Annotated in this window: 6 protein-coding genes; 1 reads left to right on the forward strand and 5 read right to left on the reverse strand. The window is 69.5% G+C overall.

The window, feature by feature from the left end; genetic code table 11:
- The first annotated feature begins 102 nt into the window (after positions 1-102).
- Positions 103-2301 (forward strand): TonB-dependent siderophore receptor, encoded by a 2199-nt coding sequence (locus tag AC1DXX_RS22565; protein ID WP_478136447.1) that lies wholly within the window; start codon positions 103-105, stop codon positions 2299-2301.
- A gap of 77 nt (positions 2302-2378) precedes the next feature.
- Here AC1DXX_RS22565 and AC1DXX_RS22570 read toward each other — a convergent pair whose 3' ends face one another.
- From AC1DXX_RS22570 to AC1DXX_RS22590, 5 genes are all read right to left on the reverse strand, one after another.
- Entirely contained in the window at positions 2379-6464 is a 4086-nt protein-coding gene (locus AC1DXX_RS22570) for an amino acid adenylation domain-containing protein (RefSeq protein ID WP_478136448.1), read from the reverse strand.
- Positions 6464-14326: an amino acid adenylation domain-containing protein gene (locus tag AC1DXX_RS22575; RefSeq protein ID WP_478136449.1), complete on the reverse strand. Its 7863-nt coding sequence runs from the start codon at positions 14324-14326 to the stop codon at positions 6464-6466. The genes AC1DXX_RS22570 and AC1DXX_RS22575 overlap by 1 nt, the downstream gene beginning before the upstream one ends.
- Positions 14326-17658 (reverse strand): amino acid adenylation domain-containing protein, encoded by a 3333-nt coding sequence (locus AC1DXX_RS22580; protein ID WP_478136450.1) that lies wholly within the window; start codon positions 17656-17658, stop codon positions 14326-14328. Before AC1DXX_RS22580 ends, AC1DXX_RS22575 begins: the two co-directional genes overlap by 1 nt.
- The gene (locus AC1DXX_RS22585) at positions 17655-22232 is read right to left on the reverse strand and encodes a type I polyketide synthase (protein WP_478136451.1); all 4578 of its coding nucleotides are present in this window, start codon (positions 22230-22232) and stop codon (positions 17655-17657) included. The genes AC1DXX_RS22580 and AC1DXX_RS22585 overlap by 4 nt, the downstream gene beginning before the upstream one ends.
- On the reverse strand, positions 22232-24527 hold a 2296-nt coding region (locus AC1DXX_RS22590), incomplete at its 5' end, for an amino acid adenylation domain-containing protein (RefSeq protein WP_478136452.1). The genes AC1DXX_RS22585 and AC1DXX_RS22590, both read right to left, overlap by 1 nt.

Below are 24527 nucleotides of genomic sequence, written 5' to 3' on the forward strand. Positions count from 1 at the left end.
GTCAAACGTCTCATGTATGGAAGCGCCAAGGCGCCGGAACCGGCCGGCCTTGGGCGTCGCAACGTGAACACGTCGTATTCAAGCACCTGGAGTATCAACCTTATGCGTCCCCTGCCCCGTCAACGCCTCTTGAATGCCGCACTCGCCGCGGCCTTCGGCACGGCCTTCTCCCTCTGCAGCGTGAGCGCCTCGGCGCAGGCCACGGAACAGCCGCAGGCCTCCGGCGCGGCCCTGCCCGCGATCACCGTGAACGCCGAGTCGCAAGAATCCGCCACCGGCCATGTCAACGGCTACCTCGCCAAGCGCAGCATGGCCGGCAGCAAGACCGACACGCCGGTCGTCGAGACGCCGCAGTCGATCTCGGTCGTCACCGCCGACCGCATGGACGCCATCGGCGCCACCACGGTCAAGGATGCGCTCGGCTACACGCCGGGCGTCAACATCGCCCCGTTCGGCGCCGATTCGCGCTACGACTGGATTGCGATCCGCGGCTTCGACGGCTATGCGCCCGGCTTCTACCTGGACGGCCTGCCGCTGCGCAACAACGGCACCTGGGGCGTATGGAAGACCGAGAACTACGGCAGCGAGCGCATCGAAGTGCTGCGCGGCCCGACCTCGGTGCTCTACGGCATGGCGAGCCCGGGCGGCGTGGTCAACATCGCGAGCAAGCTGCCGACGGCGGAGCCGTTGCGCGAGATCCAGCTGCAGTACGGCAACGATGCCCGCCGCCAGGTGGCCGGCGATTTCTCGGGCGCGCTCGATGCCGAAGGCAAGGTGCTCTACCGCATCACCGGCGTGCTGCGCGACGCCCAGCTGCCCGGCGGCAGTTCGCGCGACGACCGCACCTACATCGCGCCCTCGATCACCTGGAAGCCCTCGAGCGACACCACCTTCACGCTGCTGGCCCAGTACCAGAAGAACCGCGCAGGCGCCTACAGCCGCATTCGCCCCGTTGAGGGCTCGCTGAAGCCGACGCGCATCGGCACCTTCATTCCCAGCGACCTGAACGTCGCCGACCCGAGCTTCGATCACTTCAACCACGACCAGAAGATGATCGGCTACCAGCTCGAGCATCGCTTCAACGACACCTTCACCGCGCGCCAGAAGCTGCGCTACGGCAAGCTCGAGGTCGATTACCGGACCCTGCAGTCGCCGAGCTTCGCTGCCATGGACCCGGCCAACGCGCTGAGCCCCGCCAACTACCGGTACCTGAACCGCGGCGTGTTCGGCAGCCAGGAAAGCACGACCTCGCTCACCATGGACAACCAGCTGCAGGCCGACCTGCGATCCGGCGACTGGCAGCACAAGGTGCTGGTGGGGCTGGACTACCAGCGCACCCGCATCGACCAGTACACCTACAGCAGCGTCGTCGGCGCGCCGCTGCTCGACATCTACGCCCCCGTCTACGGCGGCGCCATCGACCTTCCCGCTCCCTATGTCAATGGCGTGAACCGGCTGGCGCAGACCGGCATCTACGTGCAGGACCAGATCAAGTGGGGCGACCGCTGGTCGCTCACGCTGGGCGGCCGCTACGACACGGCGCAGAGCAGCAACTACAGCCGGCTCGATGGCACCACGCAGCGCATCTCGGAGCACAAATTCACCAAGCGCGCGGGCCTGGTCTACCTGGCACCGAACGGGCTCGCGCCGTACCTGAGCTACTCGGAGTCGTTCGCGCCGATCGGCGCGCTCGATCCGGCCACCAAGACGCCCTTCAAGCCGGAAAGCGGCCGGCAATACGAGGCGGGCATCCGCTACCAGCCGCCGGGCGGAAAGTCGCTCTACAGCGCGGCCATCTTCGACCTGCGCCGCAAGAACTACATCACCTACGACGCGAGCTTCATGCCCAAGCAGACCGGCGAGATCTCGGTGCGCGGGCTCGAACTCGAGGCGACCACCGAGCTCATGCCGCGCCTGAACCTCACGGCCTCGTACGCCTACACGCCGCGCGCCATTGTCACGGCCAGCAGCAGGGTCGAGGAGATCGGCAAGCAGTCGATGTCGGTTCCGCGCAACCGTCTGTCGGTGTGGGCGGACTACCGCTTCAGCAACGGCCTGAAGGTGGGCGTGGGCGCGCGCTTCAACGGCTCGACCCACGGCGACGGGGAAGTGGTCGCGCCGGCCAAGGTGCCGTCATACACGCTGCTCGACGCCATGATCGGCTACGACATCGACCGCTGGACGCTGGCGCTGAACCTGCGCAACCTGACCAACAAGACCTACGTCGCGAATTGCGCCTACGCCTATTGCTACCTGGGCACGCAGCGCACGGCGGTGGCGACGGCCACCTATCGCTGGTAAGCCCCGGCGCGCCAAGGCAAAGGCCGGATGCCCTCGCGGGCATCCGGCCTTTTTTTGCGCAGACCGCCGCGAAACGGCTAGGCGGGATCGAGCGCCAGCAGGCGGTTCTTCACCGTCGCGCCGAACTGCGCGTCGCGGATGATGTCCAGGTGAGCGGTGCGCGCCACGACCTCGCTCGAGAGCACGCGCGCGCGCTCCGGCCAATGGCGCAACACGCCTGGTGCGCGCAGCGAGCCCTCCGCGTGGAACACCTGCACCGAGAGATCCGTCTTCGCCTCAGCGTAGCGCGCGGACTGCACGCGGCTGTCGAGCGTGGCCCACAGCAAATACTCGTAGGCCTCGTCGCCAGTGCCGTCGAGCGGCGATACCCAGGCCGGCGTCAGCAACTGCTCGGCCACCCAGGTCCGCTCGGCATCGCTCATGCGGGCGAACAGCGCTTTCCATTGCGCCGCCATGCCCGACTTCGCGAGCCAGGCGGCCAGCACCTCGTCGGACTGCGTGCGCTGCGCCGGCGTCAACATGCCCGAGGGAACCATCGGCTCCGCCTCGAACACATCGACCGCACCGAAGAACACGATCTCGATGCGCCCCTGCAGCTGCCGCGCCACCTCGAAAGCCAGGTCGCCGCCCAACGACCAGCCCAGCAGTGCGCAGCGCCCCCCGGTGGCCGCCTGGACGATGAAGTCCGCATACTCGGCCGCGAGCTCGCGGATGGCAAAGCCGCGCCAGCGCTTGCGCGTGTAGACATGGCTCACGAAGGCATACACCGGCCGGTCGCCCTGCACCGCGCGCGCCAGCGGCTGGAACTCGCGCGTGTTGACGATCAAACCGGGCAGGCAGAACAGCGGCACGCCCGCGCCGCCTGCATGCAGGCACACCGCGTCGTTCGCGCTCTCGGCTCTCTGGTGCACGCGCGCGGCCAGTTCCCGGAGGCTGCCGGCCTGCATCACATCGGCCAGGCTCAGGTGGCTGCCGCCGGGCAGCTGCTTGCGCACGCGCGCGATCAGCTTGAGGCTCAGGAGGGAATCGCCACCGAGCTCGAAGAAGTTGTCGCCGCGCCCCACGCGCGCCACGCCCAGCACCTCGCGCCAGATCCCGGCCAATGCCTCTTCGACATCGCCTTGTGGCGCCTCATGCGTGCGCTCGCTGCCCAGCCCCTCGGGTTCCGGCAGCGCCTTGCGGTCCACCTTCCCATTGGCGTTCAGCGGCAATGCCGCGAGCGTGACGATCAGGCGCGGCACCATGTAGTCGGGCAGCACCTGGCCGAGGCGTTCGCGCAGCACCGCGCTGTCGATGGTTTGGCCCGCATGCACCGCGATATAGGCCACGAGCGACGTGCTGCCGGGGCCTTCGCGCGCCACCACCACCGCCTCGCGCACTTCGGGCTGCGCGAGCAGCTGCGCCTCGATCTCGCCGAGCTCGATGCGCAGGCCGCGGATCTTCACCTGGTGGTCGATGCGGCCCAGGTACTCGATCTGCCCCTCGGCATTCCAGCGCACCAGATCGCCGGTGCGGTACAGCCTGCCGCCTTTGCCGCCGAACGGATCGGCCACGAAGCGCTCGGCGCTCAGGCCCGGCCGGTTCAGGTAGCCTCGCGCGAGGCTCACGCCCCCAAGGTACAGCTCGCCCGCCACACCGCGCGGCACGAGGTTGAGCTCGGCATCGAGCACATACGCCTGCGTGTCGGTGATCGGCTGGCCGATGGGCACGAGACTCTGGCCGTCGTCGCGACAGGTCCAGCGCGTGACGTGGATGGTGGTTTCGGTTGGGCCGTAGAGGTTCTGCAGCGTGGCGCCGCTCAACCGCTGCAGCGTCTCCTTCTGCGTCTCGGCCGGCATCGCCTCGCCGCCGCAGATGATGTGGCGCAGGCGCGTGCTGGCCTCGATGCCTTCGTGCGCGAGGAAGGCCTGCAGCATCGAAGGCACGAAGTTGAGCGTGGTGACCTGGTGGCGCTGGATCAGTTCGACCAGCCGCGCCGGGTCGCGGTGATCGCCGGGGTTGGCCACCACCAACCGCGCGCCCGCGGTCATCGGCCAGAACAACTCCCACACCGAGACGTCGAAGCCGAACGGCGCCTTGTGCAGCACGGTGTCGTCGCGGGTGAGTCCGTAGGTCCGCTGCATCCAGGCCATGCAGCTGTGCAGTGCATCGTGCCGGATGGCCGCGCCCTTGGGCTTGCCGGTGGAGCCCGAGGTGTAGATCACGTAGGCGAGGTTTTCACCGTGCAATGCAATTTGCGGATCGGCTTCGGACTCGCCGCTGAAGTCGATGCCGTCGATCTCCAGCGTGGTGAGGCTGCTGCGGTCGTCGAGACAGTCGCGCGTGGCGCGGTGCGCCAGCAGCAATTCGATGCCGCTGTCCTGCACCATGTAGGCAAGGCGTTCGGCCGGGTATTCGGGGTCCAGCGGCAGGTAGGCGCCGCCGGCTTTCAGGATGCCGAGCAGGCCCACCACGAGTTCGACCGAGCGCTGCATGGCGATGCCCACGCGCATGTCGGGCTTGACGCCGAGCGCGATCAGGCGGTGTGCCAGGCGGTTGGCGCGCCGGTTGAGTTCGTCGAAGCTCAGTTCCTCGTCGCCGAAAAGCAGTGCCGTGGCCTGCGGCTGCAGCCGAGCCTGTTTCTCGATCGTCCGGTGCACGGGCTCGTGCTGCGGCTCGCGCTGCGCGTTCACGCTCCATGCCGCGAGCTGCGCCTTCTCGGGCGCGTCTATCAGGTCGACGTCGCCCACCGCGTGCCCATCGTCGCCGGCCAGCGCACCGAGCATCGCGACGTAGTGCGCGGTCATGCGTTCGATGGTGGCGGGCTCAAAGAGCTCCGAGGCATAGATGAAGCTCGCATGCAGCCGCCCGTCCGCGTCCTCGCTGGTGCTCAGCACCAGTTCGAACTGCGCCACCGGTGCCGCGAGCGCATAGTCTTCCAGTTCAAGGTCGGGCAGCCGCTTCAGCGTGCGGGAGTCGGTCCGGTCGTGGCTGAACATCACCTGAAACAGCGGGCTCACGCTCAGGCTGCGCTCGGGCTGCAGCGCTTCCACCAGTTGTTCGAACGGAAGGTCCTGGTGCGCCTGCGCGCCCATCGCAGCCGCCTTCGCCTGCGCCAGCACCTTCGCGAGGCTCATGCGGCTTTCGACCGCGCTGCGCATGACCTGCGTGTTGACGAAGAGCCCGATCACGCCTTCCGTCTCCGCCCGATGGCGGTTCGCCACCGACACGCCGACGCGGATGTCCTGCTGCCCGGTGTAGCGGTGCAGCAGGGCCTGGAATGCGGCCAGCAGCACCGCGAAGAGCGTTGCGCCCTGCGCGCGTGCGCGCTGGTGGAGGCCCTGCACCAGCTCGGGCGCAAGGTCGACGCCGTGCCGGGCCGCGGTGTAGTGCCCGCTCGGCCGCCGGCTGTGGTCCGTGGCGAGCTGCAGCGCCGGGTTGGCGGTGCCCAGGCGTTCGGTCCAGTAGGCGAGCTGCCTGTCTTTCTCGCCCGCTTCCAGCCAGTTGCGCTGCCATGCCGCGTAGTCCGCATAGCGGATCGGCAGCGGCGGCTGGTTGACTCCTTCGCCGCGCACCCGCGCGCGGTACTGCGCAACGAACTCGCCCACCAGCAGATGCAGGGAGCCGCCGTCGGACACGATGTGGTGCATCACCAGCACCAGCACATGCGTCTGCGGCGCGAGCCGGATGACGCCCACCCGCATCAGCGGGCCCGCCGTGAGATCGAAAGGGGTTGCGCTCAGGCGGCGGGCTTCTTCGTGCGCACGCGCTTCCACGTCGCCCTGCGCACCGGCCAGGTCGATCACCGGGATGTCGAGATCGACGCGGTCCTGCACGATCTGTTCGCACAGCCCTTGCGCGTCCGGCTGGAACACCGTGCGCAGCGATGCGTGGCGTTCGACCAGTGCCGCAAAGCTGGCCTTCAACGCGTCGATGTCCAGCGCCCCGTGCAGCTTCAGCGCGCCGGAGATGTGGTACGCCGTGCTCTTCGGGTCGAGCTGCCACAGGAACCACTGGCGCAACTGCGCGTAGGACAGTTCGGCCCGGCTCCCGGCCGGCACGGCCACGATGGGGAGTTTGGCGAAATCCACGCCCTGCTTCTGCAGGATGGCCAGAAAGGCTTTCTGCTTTTCCCGGGGCAGACGCGCGAAACGGTCCGCGATGCTGTGCTTGTCGATCTCCATCAATCCTCCAGAAGGTCGAGCAGCGCGGCCATCCGGGCCAGGTCCTCGGCCCCTCCCGCCGCCGCGGCACCGACCTCTTCCTGCACGACGCCGGCCATCGCAGCCAGCGTGGGGTTTTCGAAATAGCGCTTGAGCGGCAACTGGACTGCGAGCTGCTTCTGCACCTTGGTCTGCACGGCCAGCAGGCTCAGCGAGTGGCCGCCCAGCTCGAAGAAGTTGTCGTTGCGTCCGACACGCTCCATCTCGAGCACCTCGGCCCAGATGGCGGCGAGCGCGCTCTCCACCTCGCCCACGGGCGGCGCATACGCACTGCCGCTCGCCAGCTCCGGATCGGGCAGCGCCTTGCGGTCGACCTTGCCGTTCGAATTCAGCGGCACGGCATCGAGCACCATGAGGGCCGCCGGCACCATGTAGTCCGGCAGCTTCTGCAGCAGCCGCTCGCGCAGCACCACGGCGTCCGCCGTCTGCCCCGCGCGCGCGGACACGTAGGCCACGAGCCGCGTGCCACCCGCACCCTCCTTCGCCAGCACGACCGCTTCGCGCACTTCAGGCTGCGCCAGCAGCTGCGCCTCGATCTCGCCGAGCTCGATGCGGAAGCCGCGGATCTTCACCTGGTGGTCGATGCGCCCGAGGTAATCGAGCTGGCCGTCGCCGCGCCAGCGCACCAGGTCGCCGGTGCGGTACAGCCGCCCGCCCGCAGGGCCGAAGGGCGCGGCCACGAAACGCTCCGCGCTCAGGCCGACCCGGTTCAGGTAGCCGCGCGCCAGGCCCGCGCCCGAGACATGCAGCTCGCCCGCCACGCCGACCGGCAGCGGGTTCAGGTCGCCGTCCAGCACCCACATGCCGAGGTCCGGAATGCACGCGCCCACCGGGCTGCTCTGTTCGCCGAGATCGGCGCGCACGATCGGCCGGTAGGTCACGTGCACGGTAGTCTCGGTGATGCCGTACATGTTGACCAGCTGCGGTTGCCGGTCACCGAAGCGTTCGATCCACGGGCGCAGGCTCTCGGGCTCGAGGGCTTCGCCGCCGAAGATCACGCAGCGCAGCGGCGGGCGATCGCCCGCGGCCAGCGCCGCGCTGTGGATCAGCTGCCGGAAGGCCGACGGCGTCTGGTTCAGCACGGTGACCTGCTGCGCGCGCAGCAGCGCCACGAAATCGTCGGGCGAACGGCTGACCCAGAACGGCACGACCACCAGCCTGCCGCCGGTGCACAGCGCGCCGAAGATTTCCCACACCGAGAAGTCGAAGGCGTAGGAGTGGAAGTTCGTCCACACGTCCTGCGGACCGAAGCCGAACCAGGGCTGCGTCGAATCCAGCAGCCGCGTCACGTTGCGGTGGGTCAGCTGCGTTCCCTTGGGACGGCCCGTGGAACCCGAGGTGTAGATGACGTAGACCAGCTGATCGGCATGCACCGCCACCTCGGGCGCATGCGACGGCTCCGCGGCCAGGTCGACCGCATCGAGCGCCAGCACGTGCACGTCGTCCTGCAGCGGGAGCTTCGGCGCCACATGGCTTTGCGTGAGCAGCAGGCGGATGCCGCTGTCCGCGATCATGTAGGCCAGGCGATCGGCGGGGTACTCGGGGTCGAGCGGCACGTAGGCACCGCCGGCCTTCAGGATGGCGAGCAGGCCCACCACCATCTCGATGGAGCGTTCCACCGCAATGCCCACCTTCACCTCCGGCGCCACGCCGAGGCCGATGAGCCGGTGCGCGAGCCGGTTGGCGCGCAGTTCGAGTTCGGCGTAGCTCAAGCTTTCATCGCCGAAGACCACTGCCGTCGCATCCGCATGCAATGCGGCCTGCCGTTCGAACCAGCGATGCACGGGCTGCCCGGTGTCGCTGGCGTGCATGTTCTTCGCAGGTTCGGGTGGCGACGAATCGCCCTCGTCCTGCAGCCCGATGTCGCCCACCCGCGCGCCCGGTGACTGCGCGAGCGCTTCGAGCAGCGTCTCCATGCGGCGCGCCAGCGTCTGCACGAGCGCCTCGCCGAACTGGCTGCGCGCATGGCTGTAGCTCAGCACCAGCGTCTCGCCCTGGTTCACCGAGACGGTCATCGGGTAGTTCGTCTCCTCGCGGTTCCAGACCTCGCCGAAGCGCAGCCTGTCGGGTGCACCCTGCTTCAGCGCCTGGTCCAGCGGATAGTTCTCGAACACCACGATGCTGTCGAACAGGTCCTGCCCGCCCTGGCCCGCCCAGCGCTGGATCTCGTAGAGGGGCGTGTGCTCGTGCGCCTGCGCGCCGAGGTTCTGCGCCTGCAGCGCGCGCAGCCAGTCGCCCACGCGCTGTGCCGGCTGCAGCGTGGCGATYACCGGCAGCGTGTTGATGAACAGGCCCAGCATCTGCTGCGCACCCGGCAGCTCCACCGGCCTGCCCGCCACTGTGGCACCGAAGCTCACCGTGCGCTGCCCCGTATGACGGGCCAGCAGCAGGGCCCAGGCGGCCTGCACCAGCGTGTTGAGTGTCACGCGTTCGCGCTTCGCCGCTTCCATCAGCGCGCGCGTGCGCGGCGCTCCAATCTCGCAGCGGTGCATGCCGTAGCCGGCCTGCGCATCGCGCGGCTTGGGCAGCGTGTTGGCCAGCCATGTGGGGCCTTCGGTGCGGCCCAGCTGCTCGCGCCAGTAGCGCTCGTCGGCCGCACCGTCGCGCTGCTGCAGCCACGCGATGTAGTCCGCGTAGCGCCCGCCCTGGGATGCGAGGGCTTCGCCGGCGTAGTGCCGCAGCATCTCGCCCATCAGCTGCGAGGTGCTCCAGCCGTCCAGCAGCAGGTGGTGCATGGTCCAGACGAAGTGGTGCTTGCCGTCGTGCGTGTGCACCAGCACCAGCCGCATCAGCGGGGGCTGGGCCAGATCGAAGCCCTGTGCGAGCTGCGCCTGTGCCAGGTCGTCGAGCGCGCGGGCGATGTCACTGTTGCCGCGCCAGTCGTGCTCGGCCATCGGCAACTCGATCTGCCGGGCCACCCATTGCAAGGCGGGCTCGCCCACGAGGAAGCCGGTGCGCAGCACCTCGTGCCGCTCCAGAAGCGCGCGCCATGCGGCCTTGAAGCGCGCGACGTCAAGTCCGTCGATGTCGACACGCAACTGGTTCAGATAGGCACTGCCGCCAGGCGCATAAAGGCTGTGGAACAGCATGCCCGCCTGCATCGGCGAGAGCGGGTACAGGTCCACCAGGTTCGCCACCGGAACCGGCAGGGCATCGAGCTGCTGCGGGCCGATGCGGGCCAGCGGAAAGTCCGATGGCGTCACGCCCTGCGCACCGCTGGTGCAATGCCCCACCAGCGCTTCGAGCTCCTGCTGGAAGCGCTGCACCCAGCCCGCCACGGCGCCGCGGTCGTGGCGCGCCTGGCTGTAGCTCACACGCAGCGTCAGTACGCCTTCGTAGACCTGGCCGTTGACCGCGAACTCGTGCGTCAGCGGTGCGCCCGGGTCCACCGGCGCACCGCTCGGTTCCTGCGCCAGCACCCATTGCGCGCGCTCGTCGAAGCCCGCGTCGAACTGGCCGAGGTAATTGAAGACGACCTGCGCCTGCGGCAGCGCGCGCAGCGCCTGTTGTTGCGCGGCGTTGCCGAGGTGCTTGAGCACACCGTGCCCCAGCCCCTTGTCGGGGATGCGGCGCAGGCTTTCCTTCACGCGCTTGATCGCTTCGCCCGGTTCGCCCAGCGGATCGAGCGCGACCGGGGACAGCGTCGTGAACCAGCCGACGGTGCGCGACAGGTCGATGTGGTCGAACAGGTCTTCGCGGCCATGGCCCTCGAGGTCGACCAGCACCTTGGCGTGGCCGGCCCATGCGCACAGCGCGCGGCCGAGCGCGGTCAGCAGCAGGTCGTTGGCCTGCGTGCGGTAGGCCGCGGGCGCGTCCTTCAGCAGCGCCTGCGTCGTCGCCTTGTCCAGCCGGAGCTCGACGGTCTGCTGGTCGGCGACGGTGTTCGATCCCTCGGGGCGGGCGCACGGCAGGCTCGCGGGAACGTCCGCCAAGGCCTGCCAATGGCCGATCCCTTCGGCATGGTCTTGGGCGTAGCCCTGCAGTGCGGTGGTCCAGTCCTTGTAGCTACTGCTCTTGGCGGGCAGCACGATGGCCTGCCCCGCGAGGCTCTGGCGGTAGGCGTCCTGCAGGTCTTCCAGCAGGATGCGCCACGACACGCCATCGACCACCATGTGGTGAATGGCCACCAGCAGCCGCGATTCGCCGCCCGGCAGCTCGACCGCGAGCGCGCGCAGCAGCGGTCCGCGCGCGAGGTCCAGGCTGCGCTGCGCTTCGTCGCAGAGCGCTTCGAGCTGCGCCGCGTCGCGGGCCTTGCGCACCCACAGCAGTTCGTCGAGTTCGCTCTGCGGCATCGCCGCGTAGCGCTGGTGCCATGCGCCTTCGGCATCCTGGCTGTAGCGCAGGCGCAGGCTGTCGTGGTGCTGCACCACCGCCCGCAATGCCTGCCGGAAGCCCGGCAGCTGCAGCGGCTCGCGGCACTTCAGCAGCACCGCCTGGTTCCAGTGGTTGCGCACCGGCATCTGCATCTCGAAGAACGCATGCTGGAACGGCAGCAACGGCGCTTCACCCTGCACATCGCCAGCGGCCGGGCGCTTCGCATCGCCCACCGGTTCGGCCGCGCCCGCAAGCTGCGCCACGGTCTGGCGCTCGAAGATCTGCTTGGGGCTCACCTTCCAGCCCGCGAGGCGCAGCCGCGCCACGATCTGCAGGCTCAGGATCGAATCGCCGCCCAGCTCGAAGAAGTTGTCGTTCCGTCCCACGCGCTCCAGGCCGAGCACGCCGGTCCAGACTTTCGCGATGGCCTGTTCGGCCTCGCCCTGCGGCGCTTCGTACGCCTTTTCGTCCTGCAGGAGTCCGGGCTCCGGCAGGGCCTGGCGGTCGACCTTGCCGCTGGGGCTCAGCGGCAACGCGTCGACCACCACGATGGCCGAAGGCACCATGTAGTCGGGCAGCGCGCGCGCGAGCCGCTCCTTCAACACCGCCACGTCGACGGACCGCGCCGCCTTCAGCGACACATAGGCCGCGAGCCGCGCGCCGGCCGGCCCGTGGCGCGCGATCACCACGGCTTCGCGCAGTTCGGGCTGGGCCAGCAGTTGCGCTTCGACCTCGCCGAGCTCGATGCGGAAGCCGCGGACCTTCACCTGGTGGTCGATGCGGCCCAGGTATTCGAGCTGGCCGTCGTCGCGCCAGCGCACCCAGTCGCCCGTGCGGTAAAGCCGCCCGCCGTCCGCATCGAAGGGATCGGCCACGAAGCGTTCAGCCGTGAGCGCGGCGCGATGCAGGTAGCCACGCGCCAGCCCCGCACCACCGAGGTACAGCTCGCCCGCGACGTTGCGCGGCACCAGGTTGAGGTCGGCATCGAGCACGCGCGCGCTGCGGTCGCCCACAGGCCGGCCGATGGGCGCGTAGCCCTCTTCGAAGCTCGCCGCGCCATCGACCTTCCACAGCATCGGCGTCACCACCGCTTCGGTGGGTCCGTAGCCGTTGATCAGCAGTTCGGGCTTCAGGTGCCGGCGCACCGCGTCGAAGCCTTCGCGCGACATCGCCTCGCCGCCGAAGGAATACAGCTGCACCGGCGGGCAGCGGCCGGTGTCGCGCGCCCAGTCGGCCAGCTGGCGCAGGTAGGCCGGCGGAAAGCCGGCATTGGTCACGCCATGGCGCTGCATCGCGTCCAGGGTCTGTTCGGCCGTCCACAGCGACGCATCGCGCAGCAGCAGCGAAGCGCCGCAGCACAGGGCCGTGAAGAGGCGCTCGTGCGCGCCGTCGAAAGAGAAAGAGAGGAAGTGCAGCTCGCAGGACTGCGGCCCCATCTCGTACAGCACGGCCGTTTCCACGCAATGCGCGGCAAAAGGCCCGTGCGACACCATCACGCCCTTGGGCATGCCGGTCGAGCCCGAGGTATAGATGATGTAGGCCAGGTTGCCGGCATGCACCGCGATGCCGGGCGAGTGGTCTGGCTCGGCGGCCAGGTCGAGCGTGTCGAGCTGCAGCACACGCACATGCTCGCCGCAGGGAATGCGTGCCTTCACATGGCTTTGCGTCACGAGCAGGTCGATGCCGCTGTCCGCCACCATGTAGGCCAGCCGGTCCGCGGGGTACTCCGGGTCCAGCGGCACGTAGGCGCCACCGGCCTTCAGGATGCCGAGCAGGCCGACCACCACGTCGAAGGACCGCTCCACCGCGATGCCGACGCGCGTGTCCGGCTTCACGCCGAGCGCGATCAGCCGATGGGCCAGGCGGTTGGCGCGGCGGTCGAGCTCGCCATAACTCAGCGACTCGTCGCCGAACAGCAGGGCCGTGGCCTCGGGGCGCTCGCAGGCCTGCCGCTCCATCAGGCGATGCACGGGTTCGCCTCCCTGCCCGGCCGGTGCGTTGACACCCCACTGCGCGAGCAGATCCTTCTCACCGGCCGCGAGCATGTCGATGTCGCCCACTGCCTGCGCCGGGCTGTCGGCCAGCGCGCTCAGCACCGACAGGTAGTGCCCCGCCATCCGCGCGATGGTCTCCGCATCGAACAGCTCCTGCGCATAGTGGAAGCTGGCCCGCACATGGCCCTGGGCATCTTCGATGGTGCTCAGCGTGAGTTCGAACTGCGCGGACTGCCCGCCCAGTTCGTGATCCTGCATCGTCAGGCCCGGCAGGTTCTCCAACGCGCGATGGTCGCGCCGCTGGTGGTTGAACATCACCTGGAACAACGGCGCCGTTCCCAGGCTGCGCTCGGGCTGCAGGGCCTCCACCAGCTGTTCGAACGGCAGGTCCTGGTGCGACTGCGCGCCCAGCGCCGCATCCCGCGTGGCTTCCAGGGCCTGCAGCAGGCTCGTGCGGCTGGTCAGCACATTGCGCAGGACCTGCGTGTTGACGAAGAAGCCGATGACCTTTTCAGCCTCCACGCGATGGCGATTGGCCACCGGCACGCCGACGCGGATGTCCTGTTGCGCGGTGTGGCGGTGCAGCAGCACCTGCAGCCCCGTGAGCAGCACCATGAACAACGTGGTGCCCTGGGCCTGTGCGCGCCGATGCAGCGCATCGACCACCTTCTGCGGCAGCAAGATGTCATGGCGGGCGGCGCGGTATCTACCGTCCGCACGCCGCGCGCGGTCCGTCGGCAATTGCAGCACCGGATGCTCGGTGCCCAGATGCGCTTTCCAGTAGTCGAGCTGGCGCTCCTTCTCGCCGGCCTCCAGCCAGTGCCGCTGCCAGACGGCGTAGTCGGCGTACTGGATCGGCAAGGGCGCAACCCGCGACGGCTGTCCGTTGGCCCGTGCGCGGTAGTGCGCCACGAATTCGTCCACGAGGATCTGCAGCGACCAGCCGTCGGACACGATGTGATGCATCACGACGACGAGCAGGTGTGTCTGTCGGTCCAGGCGGATCAGCGCGACCCGCAGCAGCGGATCGGCCGTCAGGTCGAAGGGTGTCTCGGCGATGCGCCGGGCTTCTTCCTGCGCACGTGCATCGCGTTCGCCGTCCGCGAGCATGCCGAGGTCGACGAGCGGAATCTCCAGCCCCGCGCGCTGCTGCACCACCTGCTCGACCAGGCCTTCGGCATTCGCGCGGAACACCGTGCGCAACGATTCATGGCGTTCGATCAATGCGTCGAAACTCGCCTGCAGCGCGTCCCTGTTCAACAGGCCCTGAAGCCGGAGCGCACCGGTGATGTGATAGGCCGAGCTGCCCGGCTCCAGTTGCCAGAGGAACCACTGGCGCATCTGGGCATACGAAGGCGCGCAGGCAACACGCGCCGCCTCGTCGCGCGCAAGAATCGGAAACTGCCCGATGGTCAGCCCCTCGGCACGGATCTTCTGGTACACCGCGCGGCGCTGCGCCGGGTTCAGCCTGGAGAAACGCTTGCCGATCTGGTCATGGGTGGCCGCGATGTCCATCAAGCGATCTCCAGGCTGTCCATGAAGGCGTCGATGTCGGAGAGAGACTGGGCCACGGGTTTCCTTTCGCCGGCACCTGCAATGAGTCCGGCCATGTCCATCAGGACAGGCTGTCGAAAAATGTCGGCGACCGTCAGGTCCGCATGCATCGCGCCCTGCACCCGGGCGACCACCTGCACGGACATGAGCGAATGCCCGCCGAGTTCGAAGAAGTTGTCGTGGCGGCCCACGCGCGGCACGCCGAGCACCTCGGCCCATACGGCCGCCAGCGCTTCTTCGGTGCCGCCCTGCGGCGCCTCGTAGGCCTGGGCGCTCGCGCGCTCGGTTTCGGGCAGTGCCTTGCGGTCGACCTTGCCATTGGGGTTCAGCGGCAGGGTCTCCAGCACCATGACAAGGCCGGGCACCATGTAGTCGGGCAGCGCCCGGCCCAGCCGTTCGCGCAGGCGCGCCGTGTCGATGGCCTGCCCGGCCTGCGCCGAGACATAGGCCACGAGTCGTGCGCCGCCCGCGCCCCCGCTGGCAACGACGACGGCCTCGCGCACTTCGGGCTGCGCGAGCAGCTGGGCCTCGATCTCGCCCAGCTCGATGCGAAAGCCGCGGATCTTCACCTGGTGGTCGATGCGGCCCAGGTAGTCGAGCTGGCCTTCGCTGTTCCAACGCACCAGGTCGCCGGTGCGGTAGAGCCTGCCACCGCCTTCGCTGTCGAACGGATCGGCCACGAAGCGCTCGGCGGTCAGCGCCGCGCGCTGCACATAGCCGCGCGCAAGCCCCGCGCCGCCCAGGTAGAGCTCGCCCGCAGCGCTCGGCGGCATCAGGTTCAGCTCGGCATCGAGCACATAGGTCCGCGTGTCGTCGATCGGCTGGCCGATCGCCACCTGACCGCGCCCGTCGTCGCGGCAGGTCCAGTGGGTCACGTCGATGGCGGCTTCGGTGGGGCCATAGAGGTTGTACAGCGCAGCCTGCGGCAGCCGTCGGAACACCTCGTTCTGCGCTTCGGCGGGCAGTGCCTCGCCGCTGCAGACGATGCGCCGCAGGCTGGTGCAGGCCTCGACACCTGGGTGCGCGAGAAAGGCCTGGAGCATCGAGGGCACGAAGTGCAGCGTGCTCACTTCATGCGTTCGGATCAGCTGGGCGAGACGCGCCGGCTCGCGGTGGTCGCCGGGGTTGGCCACGGCCAGCCGGGCGCCGAACATGAGCGGCCAGAAGAATTCCCATACCGACACGTCGAAGCTGAACGGCGTCTTCTGCAGCACGGTGTCCGCTTCGCCGAGCGGGTAGGCCTGCTGCATCCAGACCAGCCGGTTGTAGAGCGCACCGTGGCGGTTGGCCGCGCCCTTGGGCTTGCCGGTCGATCCCGAGGTGTAGATCACATAGGCCAGGTTCTCGCTGTGGAGCGACACGGCGGGGTTGTCTTGCGGGTGGCCGCCGAGGTCCAGCGTGTCGAGTGCCAGCACCGGCGTGGCGGCCTGCAGCGGCAGGCGCTCTTCCAGGTGGCTCTGCGTCAGCACCAGCGCAAGCCCGCTGTCTTCCACCATGTAGGCGATGCGGTCCACCGGGTACTCCGGATCGAGCGGCACATAGGCGCCGCCCGCCTTCAGGATCGCGAGCAGGCCGACCACGAGTTCGATGCTGCGCTCCAGTGCCACGCCGACCTTCACCTCGGGGCGCACGCCCTCCACGATCAGGCGGTGCGCCAGTTGATTGGCGCGGCGGTTGAGTTCGCCGTAGCTCAGGACTTCATCGCCGAAGATCAGCGCGACGGCATCCGGGCGCTCAGCCGCCTGTTGTTCGATCAGGCGGTGCACGCATTGCGCTTCACCGCGGCGATGGGTGTTGACGCCCCACTGCGCGAGCTGCTCTCGCTCCGCGTCGCCCAGCAGTTCCAGTTCGCCCAGCTTCGACGCCGGCCGGCGCACGAGCGCTTCCAGCACGCGCTGGTAGTGACCCGCCATGCGCTCGATGGTCTGCGGCTCGAACAGCTCGGCCGCATAGCGGAAGTTGGCTCGGATGCCGCCGTCTTCGCGCTCGATGGTTTCCAGCGTCAGCTCGAAGGGCGCCGCGCGTTCTTCAAGATCGATGCGCCGCACCTGCAGCGCGGGCCAGCCCCGCAACGGCCTGTCCCCCTGCCCGAGGTGGTTGAACATCACCTGGAACAGCGGCGCGGCGGTGTGCCTGTGCTCCGCGCGCAACGCCTGCACCAGGCGTTCGAACGGCAGGTCCTGGTGCGCCTGCGCTTCGAGCGAGGTGTCGCGGACCTGCGCGAGCAGTTCGGCCAGGCGGGTCTGCGCATGCAGGCGCGCATCGAGCACGAGCGTGTTGATGAAGATGCCGATGACGCCCGAGGTCTCCGGACGGCTGCGGCCCGCGACGGGCACGCCGACGCGAATCTCGTTCTGGCCGGTGTAGCGGAACAGCAAGGCATGGAAGGCCGTGAGCAGCGCCATGAACAAGGTGCCGCCCTGCGCGCGCGACAGATGCTTCAGTTCCTGCGCGAGGCCGGCGGGCAGGTCGAGCGAATGCTGTGCCGCGCTGTAGTGGGCCTCGGCGGCGCGCGGCCGGTCGGTGGTCAGCGCGAGCACCGGCTGGCTGGCGCCGAGGCGCTCGCGCCAGTAGGCCAGCTGCCGCTCGCCTTCGCCGTTCCCCAGCCACTTGCGCTGCCATTGGCTGAAGTCGACGTAACTGATCTCCGGCTCGGGCCGCGTGTCAGGCATGCCTTGGGTCCGCAAGGCATAGGCCTCAGCGAGGTCGTCGAGCATGAGCTGGACCGACCATGCGTCGGAAATGACGTGATGCATCATGAGCAGCAGCTGGTGCTCGCCATCGGCCATCTTCAGCAAGGCGCAGCGCAGCAAGGGGCCGGTCGTCAAGTCGAAGGCGGTGCGGCAGACCTGCGCCACCGCTTCGTCGTAGCGGGTTTCGCGCGCATCGGCATCGAGCACGCTGAGATCGACGAAGGGAATGTCGATGCGCACTTCCGCCATGACACGCTGCTCGGGCAGGCCTTCGGGGCCGGGGCCGAACACGGTCCGCAATGCTTCGTGGCGCCTGGCGATCGCCTGCATCGCATCCTGCAGCGCCGCCACATCGAGCGCCCCCGAAAAGCCCAGCCCGCCACCGACGTGATAAGCCGTGTTCGCGGGGTTCAGCTGCCACAGGAACCACTGGCCCTGCTGCGCGAAGGACACGGGCACGGCGCCGTCGATGTGGCCCCGCACGATGGCCTCGCGCGCGGGTGCCGCGTTGCCGCCCTGCTTCAGGCGGCGCTGCAGCAGGCTCAGCTGCGCGGGCGACAGCCTCGCGCGCCGTTCGGAAAGAAGAGGTGTCTCGCTCATGATGAAAAACTTGCAGTGATGCGATCCGCTGCCGGATGCAGGTCGTCGGTGGTCGGGGCCTCGCGTTCGATCTCCTCGATCAGCCGCAGCTCGACCAGCGCGGCCAGCTCGGCCACGGTCGGCGCCTTGAAGAAATCGGCCGGCTGCAGCTCCACGCCATAGGCCTTGCGCACGCGGGACAGCAGGCGGATCGCCAGCAGCGAGTCGCCGCCCAGTTCGAACAGGTTGTCGTGCACGCCCACGGGCGCGATGCCGAGTGCTTCGGTCCACAGCGCGGCCAGCCCTTCTTCCAGCTCGCCTTCGGGTGCGGCATAGGGTGTGGGCAGCACGGGGCGTGAATGGCTGGCGCGTGCTTCGGTTGCCGGTTCAGCGCCCAAGGCGTCGAGCAGGTTAGCCAGCGGACGCAGGCGCGGCGCCAGCGGCGAAACGGACACCACCGTCTGCGGCAGGTCGGGGCCGTTGACGATGCGCTCGAAGGCGAGCACGCCGGTGCGCTCGTCGAGGCCGACGCCTTCGGGCAGGTCCATGTCGGCCGCGGCGCCGACATCGCGCCAGGCGTCCCAGTTCACCGAGAACACCGGCAGCGCGGAAGTACGGCGGTGCGCCGTCGCCAGCGCATCGAGGTAGGCGTTGGCAGCGGCATAGTCGCTGCGGCCCAGGCCGCCGACGAGCGTGGCGATGGAGGAACAGAAGAGCACGAAATCCAGCGGCTCGCCGCGCAGTGCATCGAGCAAGGCGCGTGTGCCCGCCACCTTCGGCGCGAAGGCGGCTTCCACCTGCGCCCGGGTGCGCTGGACGATCATGCCGAGCCCCGGGTCCATGACGGCGTGGACCACGCCGTTGACCGCGCCGAAGCGCGCATGCGCCGCCGCCAGCGCGTCGCGCAGCTGCGCGGGGTCGGTGACATCCGCGGTCACCGTCAGCACTTGCGCGCCGGCCGCTTCGAGTTCGATCAGCTGCCGCAGCTTGCGGCGCAACGCCGCGGGGTGGTCGGCCGCCGCGACGATGCGCTCCCAGTCGCCGCGCGCGGGCAGCGGTGTGCGGCCGAGCAGCACCAGGCGGGCCTTCCATGCGCGGCTCAGGTGCCGCGCCAGCGCCAGGCCCACACCGCCCATGCCGCCGGTGATGAGGTACACGCCGCCCTCGCGAAGCCGCGGCGTGGCGGGCTGCACCGGCAGCGGTTCGTAGCTCTTGGTCCAGCGATGCGGTCCGCGGTAGGCGACCACGAAGTCGTCCGGTGCGGACGCTGCCTCGTCGGCGACCCGGCGCGCCAAGTCGCTTTCGGCCGCGCTTTCCGGCGCGGGCAGCACCACGTCGACGACGCGGCAAGCGACCGACGGATATTCCTGGCCCAGCACCTTGGCGATGCCGAGCAGCGTCGCCTTCTCGGGCGCCAGCGCCTCGGTGCCGGCGACATCCTCGAGGCGGTCGGTGACGATGGTCAGCGCCAAGGGGGCCCGGCTCGATGCGCCCACGGCGTCCAGCGCATGGGCCAGTGCGAGCAGGCTGAAGCAGCCGGCGTCGAAGACCTCCGCATGCGACGGCGCGGGCCGGTCGCCGTCCAGGCTCCACAGGTGATGGAGGCTGTGCACCGGCCCCGCTTCGGCTTCCACCGCGCGCAGCAGGGCTTCGTGGTCGGCGCGTTCACCCGATCGCACCGTGTACTGCCCGGGCGCGGTGCGTGCAAAGCGCGGGCCGCGCAAGGCCAGCACCACCTGCCCGCCGCGCTCTCGCAGCGTGCGGGCCAGCCGGTCGGTGAAGCTGTTGGCATCGCCCAGGATCAACGTGCAGCCTGTGCGGTCGGCGCGCTGCCCAGTGGGCGGCAACAGTGTGCTTCGCTGCCAGTTCGGTGCATAGAAGAGACCGGTGGCGGCACCCGGCGATGAAGGCCTTGCGGTATCCCCGGCCTCGACCCAGAAGCGCTGGCGCTGGAAGGCATAGGTCGGCAGCGGCACGCGGCGGCGCTCGCCGCCTTCATGGCATGCGGACCAGTCGATGTCGACACCGGCGGTCCACAGGCCTGCAACCGCGTTGGCCAGCTGCTGGCTGTTGCGCGCAGTCTGCTGCGCATGCGCCTGGCTGGCCCAGAGGCCAGCGGCCGAGCTGCTGCCCGGATGCTGGCGCGCGAGCCCGGTCAATGTCTCGCCCGGACCGACTTCGAGCACCACGCGGCCAGCCTTGTCGAAGATATGACGCAGGCCATCGGCGAAACGCACGGTGTGACGCAAATGTCGGCCCCAGTACGCGGGGCTGGTCGCCTCCTGCGCGGTGATCGGCCGGCCGGTGAGGTTGGAGATGAAAGGGATGCGCGGCGCATGGCGCGGCACCGAGGCGACCAGTTGCTCTAACGCGGCCACCGCCGGATCGACCAGGCGCGAATGGAAGGCCACGGCGACATGCAGGCGGCGCGGCAGATGCTGGCGCGCGCGCAGCGCTTCCTCGGCACGCGCGATGGCTTCGGGGGTTCCGGCCAGCACGCAGAGCTGTTCGCCGTTCACCGCCGCGAGGTCGCAGCCTGCCGCGAGGAAAGGCGCGAGTTCGGACTCGGGCAGCGGCACGGCGAGCATCGCGCCGGCCGACAGCGCCTGCACGAGGCGCGCACGCTGCGCAACGATGCGCAGCGCATCTTCCAGCGAGAACACGCCCGCCACGCAGGCGGCGACGTATTCGCCGAGGCTGTGGCCCATCATCAGCGCGGGCTTCACGCCGCAGTGCAGCCACCACTGCGCCATGGCGTACTCGACGGCAAAGAGCGCCGGCTGCGCGACCTCGATGTGGAACAGGCGCTCGTTCGCCAGCGCTTCGTCGCCGGCGGCGGGGAACAGCAGCGGGTGCAGGTCGATGCCGCTTTGCGCACGCAGCAAGGCCATGCAGCGATCGAGCGCCTCGCGGAACACGGCGCGCTCGCGATAGAGCGCCGCGCCCATGAAGGCATGCTGGCTGCCGCTGCCCGGGAAGAGAAAGACCACCTCGGGCGCGGAAGCCAGCACCTGGCGGGATGCGGTGGCCGGGGAAACCAGCATCTGCGCGGCCATCTCCGGATCGTTCGCCACCACCGCGCTGCGCCATGCAAAGGCGCGGCGTCCGGTTTGCAGCGTGTGCGCCACGTCCTGCAGCGCCTGCGCGGGCTGTGCCTGCAGATGCGCCGCGAGTTGTGTCCGGCCTTGGGCCAAGGCAGTCTCGCTCTTGGCCGACACGGGCAAGACCTGCCAGGCCGGCGCCGCCGCCGCATTCGCAGCGACCGGTGCTTCTTCGAGCACGACGTGCACATTGGTGCCGCCGATGCCGAAGGAACTCACGCCCGCACGGCGCGGCACCCGGCCCTCGACCCACGCGCGCGCCTCGGTGTTCACATAGAACGGGCTGGCCGCGAAATCGATCTGCGGATTGGGTTGCTCGAAATGCAGGCTGGGCGGCAGCACGCGGTGCTTGAGCGCCATCGTCGCCTTGATGAGCCCCGCCACGCCGGCGGCGGCATCGAGGTGGCCGATGTTGGTCTTCACCGAACCCACGGCGCAGTAGCCGCGCCGCTCGGTGTCGGCGCGAAAGGCCTGGGTGAGCGCGGCGATCTCGATCGGGTCGCCGAGCGTGGTGCCGGTGCCGTGCGCTTCCACGTAGCCGATGGTGTCCGCCGCCACGCCCGCGATGAGCTGCGCCGCGCGGATGACTTCGGCTTGCCCGTCCACGCTGGGCGCGGTGAAGCCGACCTTGGCGGCGCCGTCGTTGTTGGCGGCCGAGCCCTTGATCACCGCGTGGATGGTGTCGCCGTCGCGCAGCGCATCGTCGAGGCGCTTGAGCACGACCACGCCGGCGCCGCTGCCGATCAGCGTGCCTGCGGCCTTCGCGTCGAAGGCGCGGCAGTGGCCGTCGGGCGACAGGATGGCGCCCGCCTGGTAGCGGTAGCCGCCCTCCTGCAGCAGGTTGAGCCACACGCCGCCCGCGAGGGCCATGTCGCAGTCGTGGCCCAGCAGGGCCTGGCATGCGGTGTGCACGGCCACCAGCGATGTCGAGCAGGCGGTCTGCACGGTGACCGCGGGGCCGCGCAGGTCGAGCTTGTAGGCGACGCGCGTGCACAGCGAGCCGCCGGAGTTGCCGTTCATCAGCCCCAGCAGGTCGGCAATGCCGCTCTCGGCGCCGAGGCCGAAGGACGGCAGCAGGTTGCGGATCAGGTACAGGTTGGTGCCCTCGCCCGCATAGACGCCGACCTTGCCCGGCCAGCGCGCGACGTCGCAGCCCGCGTGTTCGAGCGAAGCCCAGGCGCACTCCAGGAAGACGCGCTGCTGCGGATCGAGGGTCTCGGCTTCGCGCGGCGTGTAGCCGAAGAAGCCCGCGTCGAACTGGTCGAAGCCGTCGAAGCGCACGCCGGCCTTCACGTACTCGGGATCGTCCAGCAGGCTCTGCGGCACGCCGCGCGCGCGCAGCTCGTCATCGGTGAAGCGCGACACCGACTCCACGCCGCCCTGCACATTGCGCCAGAAGGCGTCCACATCGTCCGCGCCGGGAAAGCGCCCGGCCATGCCGACGATGGCGATCTCGATGCCCGTCGGTTCGGAGAGCTCGTGGGGGGTGGACATCAGTTGACTCTCTCTGTCGCCTTGCGGCGTTGAAGCATGGCGGCGCGCTGGCGCAGCGCCCTGTCGTCGCTGGCCGCGGCCGCGGCGGCGGACGACGCGGCACCGGCCGGCGCCTGCGCGATCCACTGGGCCAGCGATTCGATGGTGGGGTACTTGAAGAGGTTGACCACGGGGATCGTGGCCTGCAGCCGGTCTTCCAGCAGGCGGTGCGCGCGGATCAGCAGCAGCGAGTGGCCGCCGAGGTCGAAGAAGTTGTCGTGCAAGCCGACCTTCGCGATCTGCAGCACCTCGGACCAGACGGCGGCCACGGTCTGCGCGACATGACCCTGCGGTGCTTCGTAGGCAAGCTCGCTGGCGAAGGCCGGCTCCGGCAGCGCCTTGCGGTCGACCTTGCCGTTGGCATTGAGCGGCAGGCTGTCGAGCACGGCGAAGGCGCGCGGGACCATGTAGTCGGGCAGCACCTGTGCAAGTCGCTCCTTGAGCACCGCAGTGTCGATGGCCTGCTCCGCATGCGCCGCGAGGTAAGCCACGAGGCGTGCGCCGGCCGGGCCTTCCTTCGCCACGACGACGGCTTCGCGCACCGCGGGCTGCGCAAGCAGTTGTGCTTCGATCTCGCCGAGCTCGATGCGGAAGCCGCGGATCTTCACCTGGTGGTCGATACGGCCCAGATACTCCAGCTGCCCCTCGCCATTCCACCGCACGAGGTCACCGGTGCGGTAGAGCCTTCCGCCGCCTTCGCTGTCGAACGGATCGGCCACGAAGCGCTCCGCGCTCAGGCCCGCCCGCTTCAGGTAGCCGCGGGCCAGGCTGATGCCGCCCAGGTACAGCTCGCCCGCGACACCCTGGGGCACGAGGTTCAGGTCGGCATCGAGCACGTGGGTGCTGGTGTGGCTGATCGGCTGGCCGATGGGCACCTGGCTCTGGCCATCGTTGCGGCAGGCCCAGTGCGTGACGTGGATGGTCGTTTCGGTCGGGCCGTAGAGGTTCTGCAGGCCCGCGCCGTGCAGGCGCTCGAGCGTCTCCTTCTGCGTTTCGGCCGGCATCGCCTCGCCGCCGCAGATGATGTGGCGCAGGCGCGTGCTGGTCTCGATGCCCTTGTGCGCAAGGAAGGCCTGCAGCATCGAGGGCACGAAGTTGAGCGTGGTGACCTGGTGGCGCTGGATCAGCGCGACCAGCCGGGCCGGGTCGCGGTGGTCGCCGGGGTTGGCAACGACCAGCCGTGCGCCCGATGTCATCGGCCAGAACAGCTCCCACACCGACACATCGAAGCCGAACGGCGCCTTGTGCAGCACGGTGTCGGCGCGCGTCAGCTGGTAGAGGCCCTGCATCCACACCATGCAGCTGTGCAGCGCGCTGTGGCGGATCGCCGCGCCCTTGGGCTTGCCGGTGGAGCCCGAGGTGTAGATCACATAGGCGAGATTCTCGATGTGCAGGCCGACCTGCGGATCGCCGTCGGGTTCACCGCCGAGGTCCGCTGCATCGACTTCCAGCACGGTCAGCGCACGGCGGTCGGGCAGGCAATCGACGAGGCTGCGCTGCGTGAGCAGCAGCCCGATGCCGCTGTCCTGCACCATGTAGGCGAGGCGCTCGGCCGGGTATTCCGGGTCCAGCGGCACATAGGCGCCGCCGGCCTTGAGCACGCCGAGGATCGCCACCACCATCTCGACGGAGCGCTCCATCGCGATGCCCACCAGCACCTCGGGCCTGACGCCCAGCGCCATCAACCGGTGCGCCAGGCGGTTGGCCCGGCGGTTCAGTTCCGAGAAGCTCAGCGCCTCGTCGGCAAAGAGCAGCGCGGTGGCGTCGGGCTGGGTGCGCGCCTGCCGCTCGATCATGCGGTGCACCGGCTCGGGCTGCGGCTCGCGGTGCGTGTTCACGCCCCACTGCGCAAGCCGTGCCCGCTCCGGCGCGCCGAGCAGGTCGATGTCGCCCACCGGCTGTTCGGGGCGATCGGCCAGCGCCTGCAGGATCGCGACGTAGTGACCGGCCATGCGCGCGATGGTGTCGGGCTCGAACAGCTCGGCCGCATAGATCACGGACAGCGACAGATGGCCGTCGGGCCCTTCGCGGGCCTCGAGCGTGAGTTCGAACTGCGCCGCGAGATCGGGCAGTGCGTGGTCGTTCGCCGCGATGCCGGGCAGCTGCGCGAATGCGCGGTAGTCCTCGAACAGGTGGTTGAACATCACCTGGAACAACGGGGTGTGGCTCAGGCTGCGCGCGGGCTGCAGCGCCTCGACCAGTTGCTCGAACGGAAGGTCCTGGTGCGCCTGCGCGCCCAGCACGGCGTCCCGGGCC

The sequence above is a fragment of the Variovorax sp. P4_B10 genome (assembly GCF_056402375.1).

Coding starts and splice junctions, on each gene's coding strand:
- AC1DXX_RS22565 (WP_478136447.1), top strand. CDS start 103: ATGCGTCCCCTGCCCCGTCAACGCCTCTTGAATGCCGCACTCGCCGCG.
- AC1DXX_RS22580 (WP_478136450.1), bottom strand. CDS start 17,658: ATGAGCGAGACACCTCTTCTTTCCGAACGGCGCGCGAGGCTGTCGCCC.
- AC1DXX_RS22585 (WP_478136451.1), bottom strand. CDS start 22,232: ATGTCCACCCCCCACGAGCTCTCCGAACCGACGGGCATCGAGATCGCC.
- AC1DXX_RS22570 (WP_478136448.1), bottom strand. CDS start 6,464: ATGGAGATCGACAAGCACAGCATCGCGGACCGTTTCGCGCGTCTGCCC.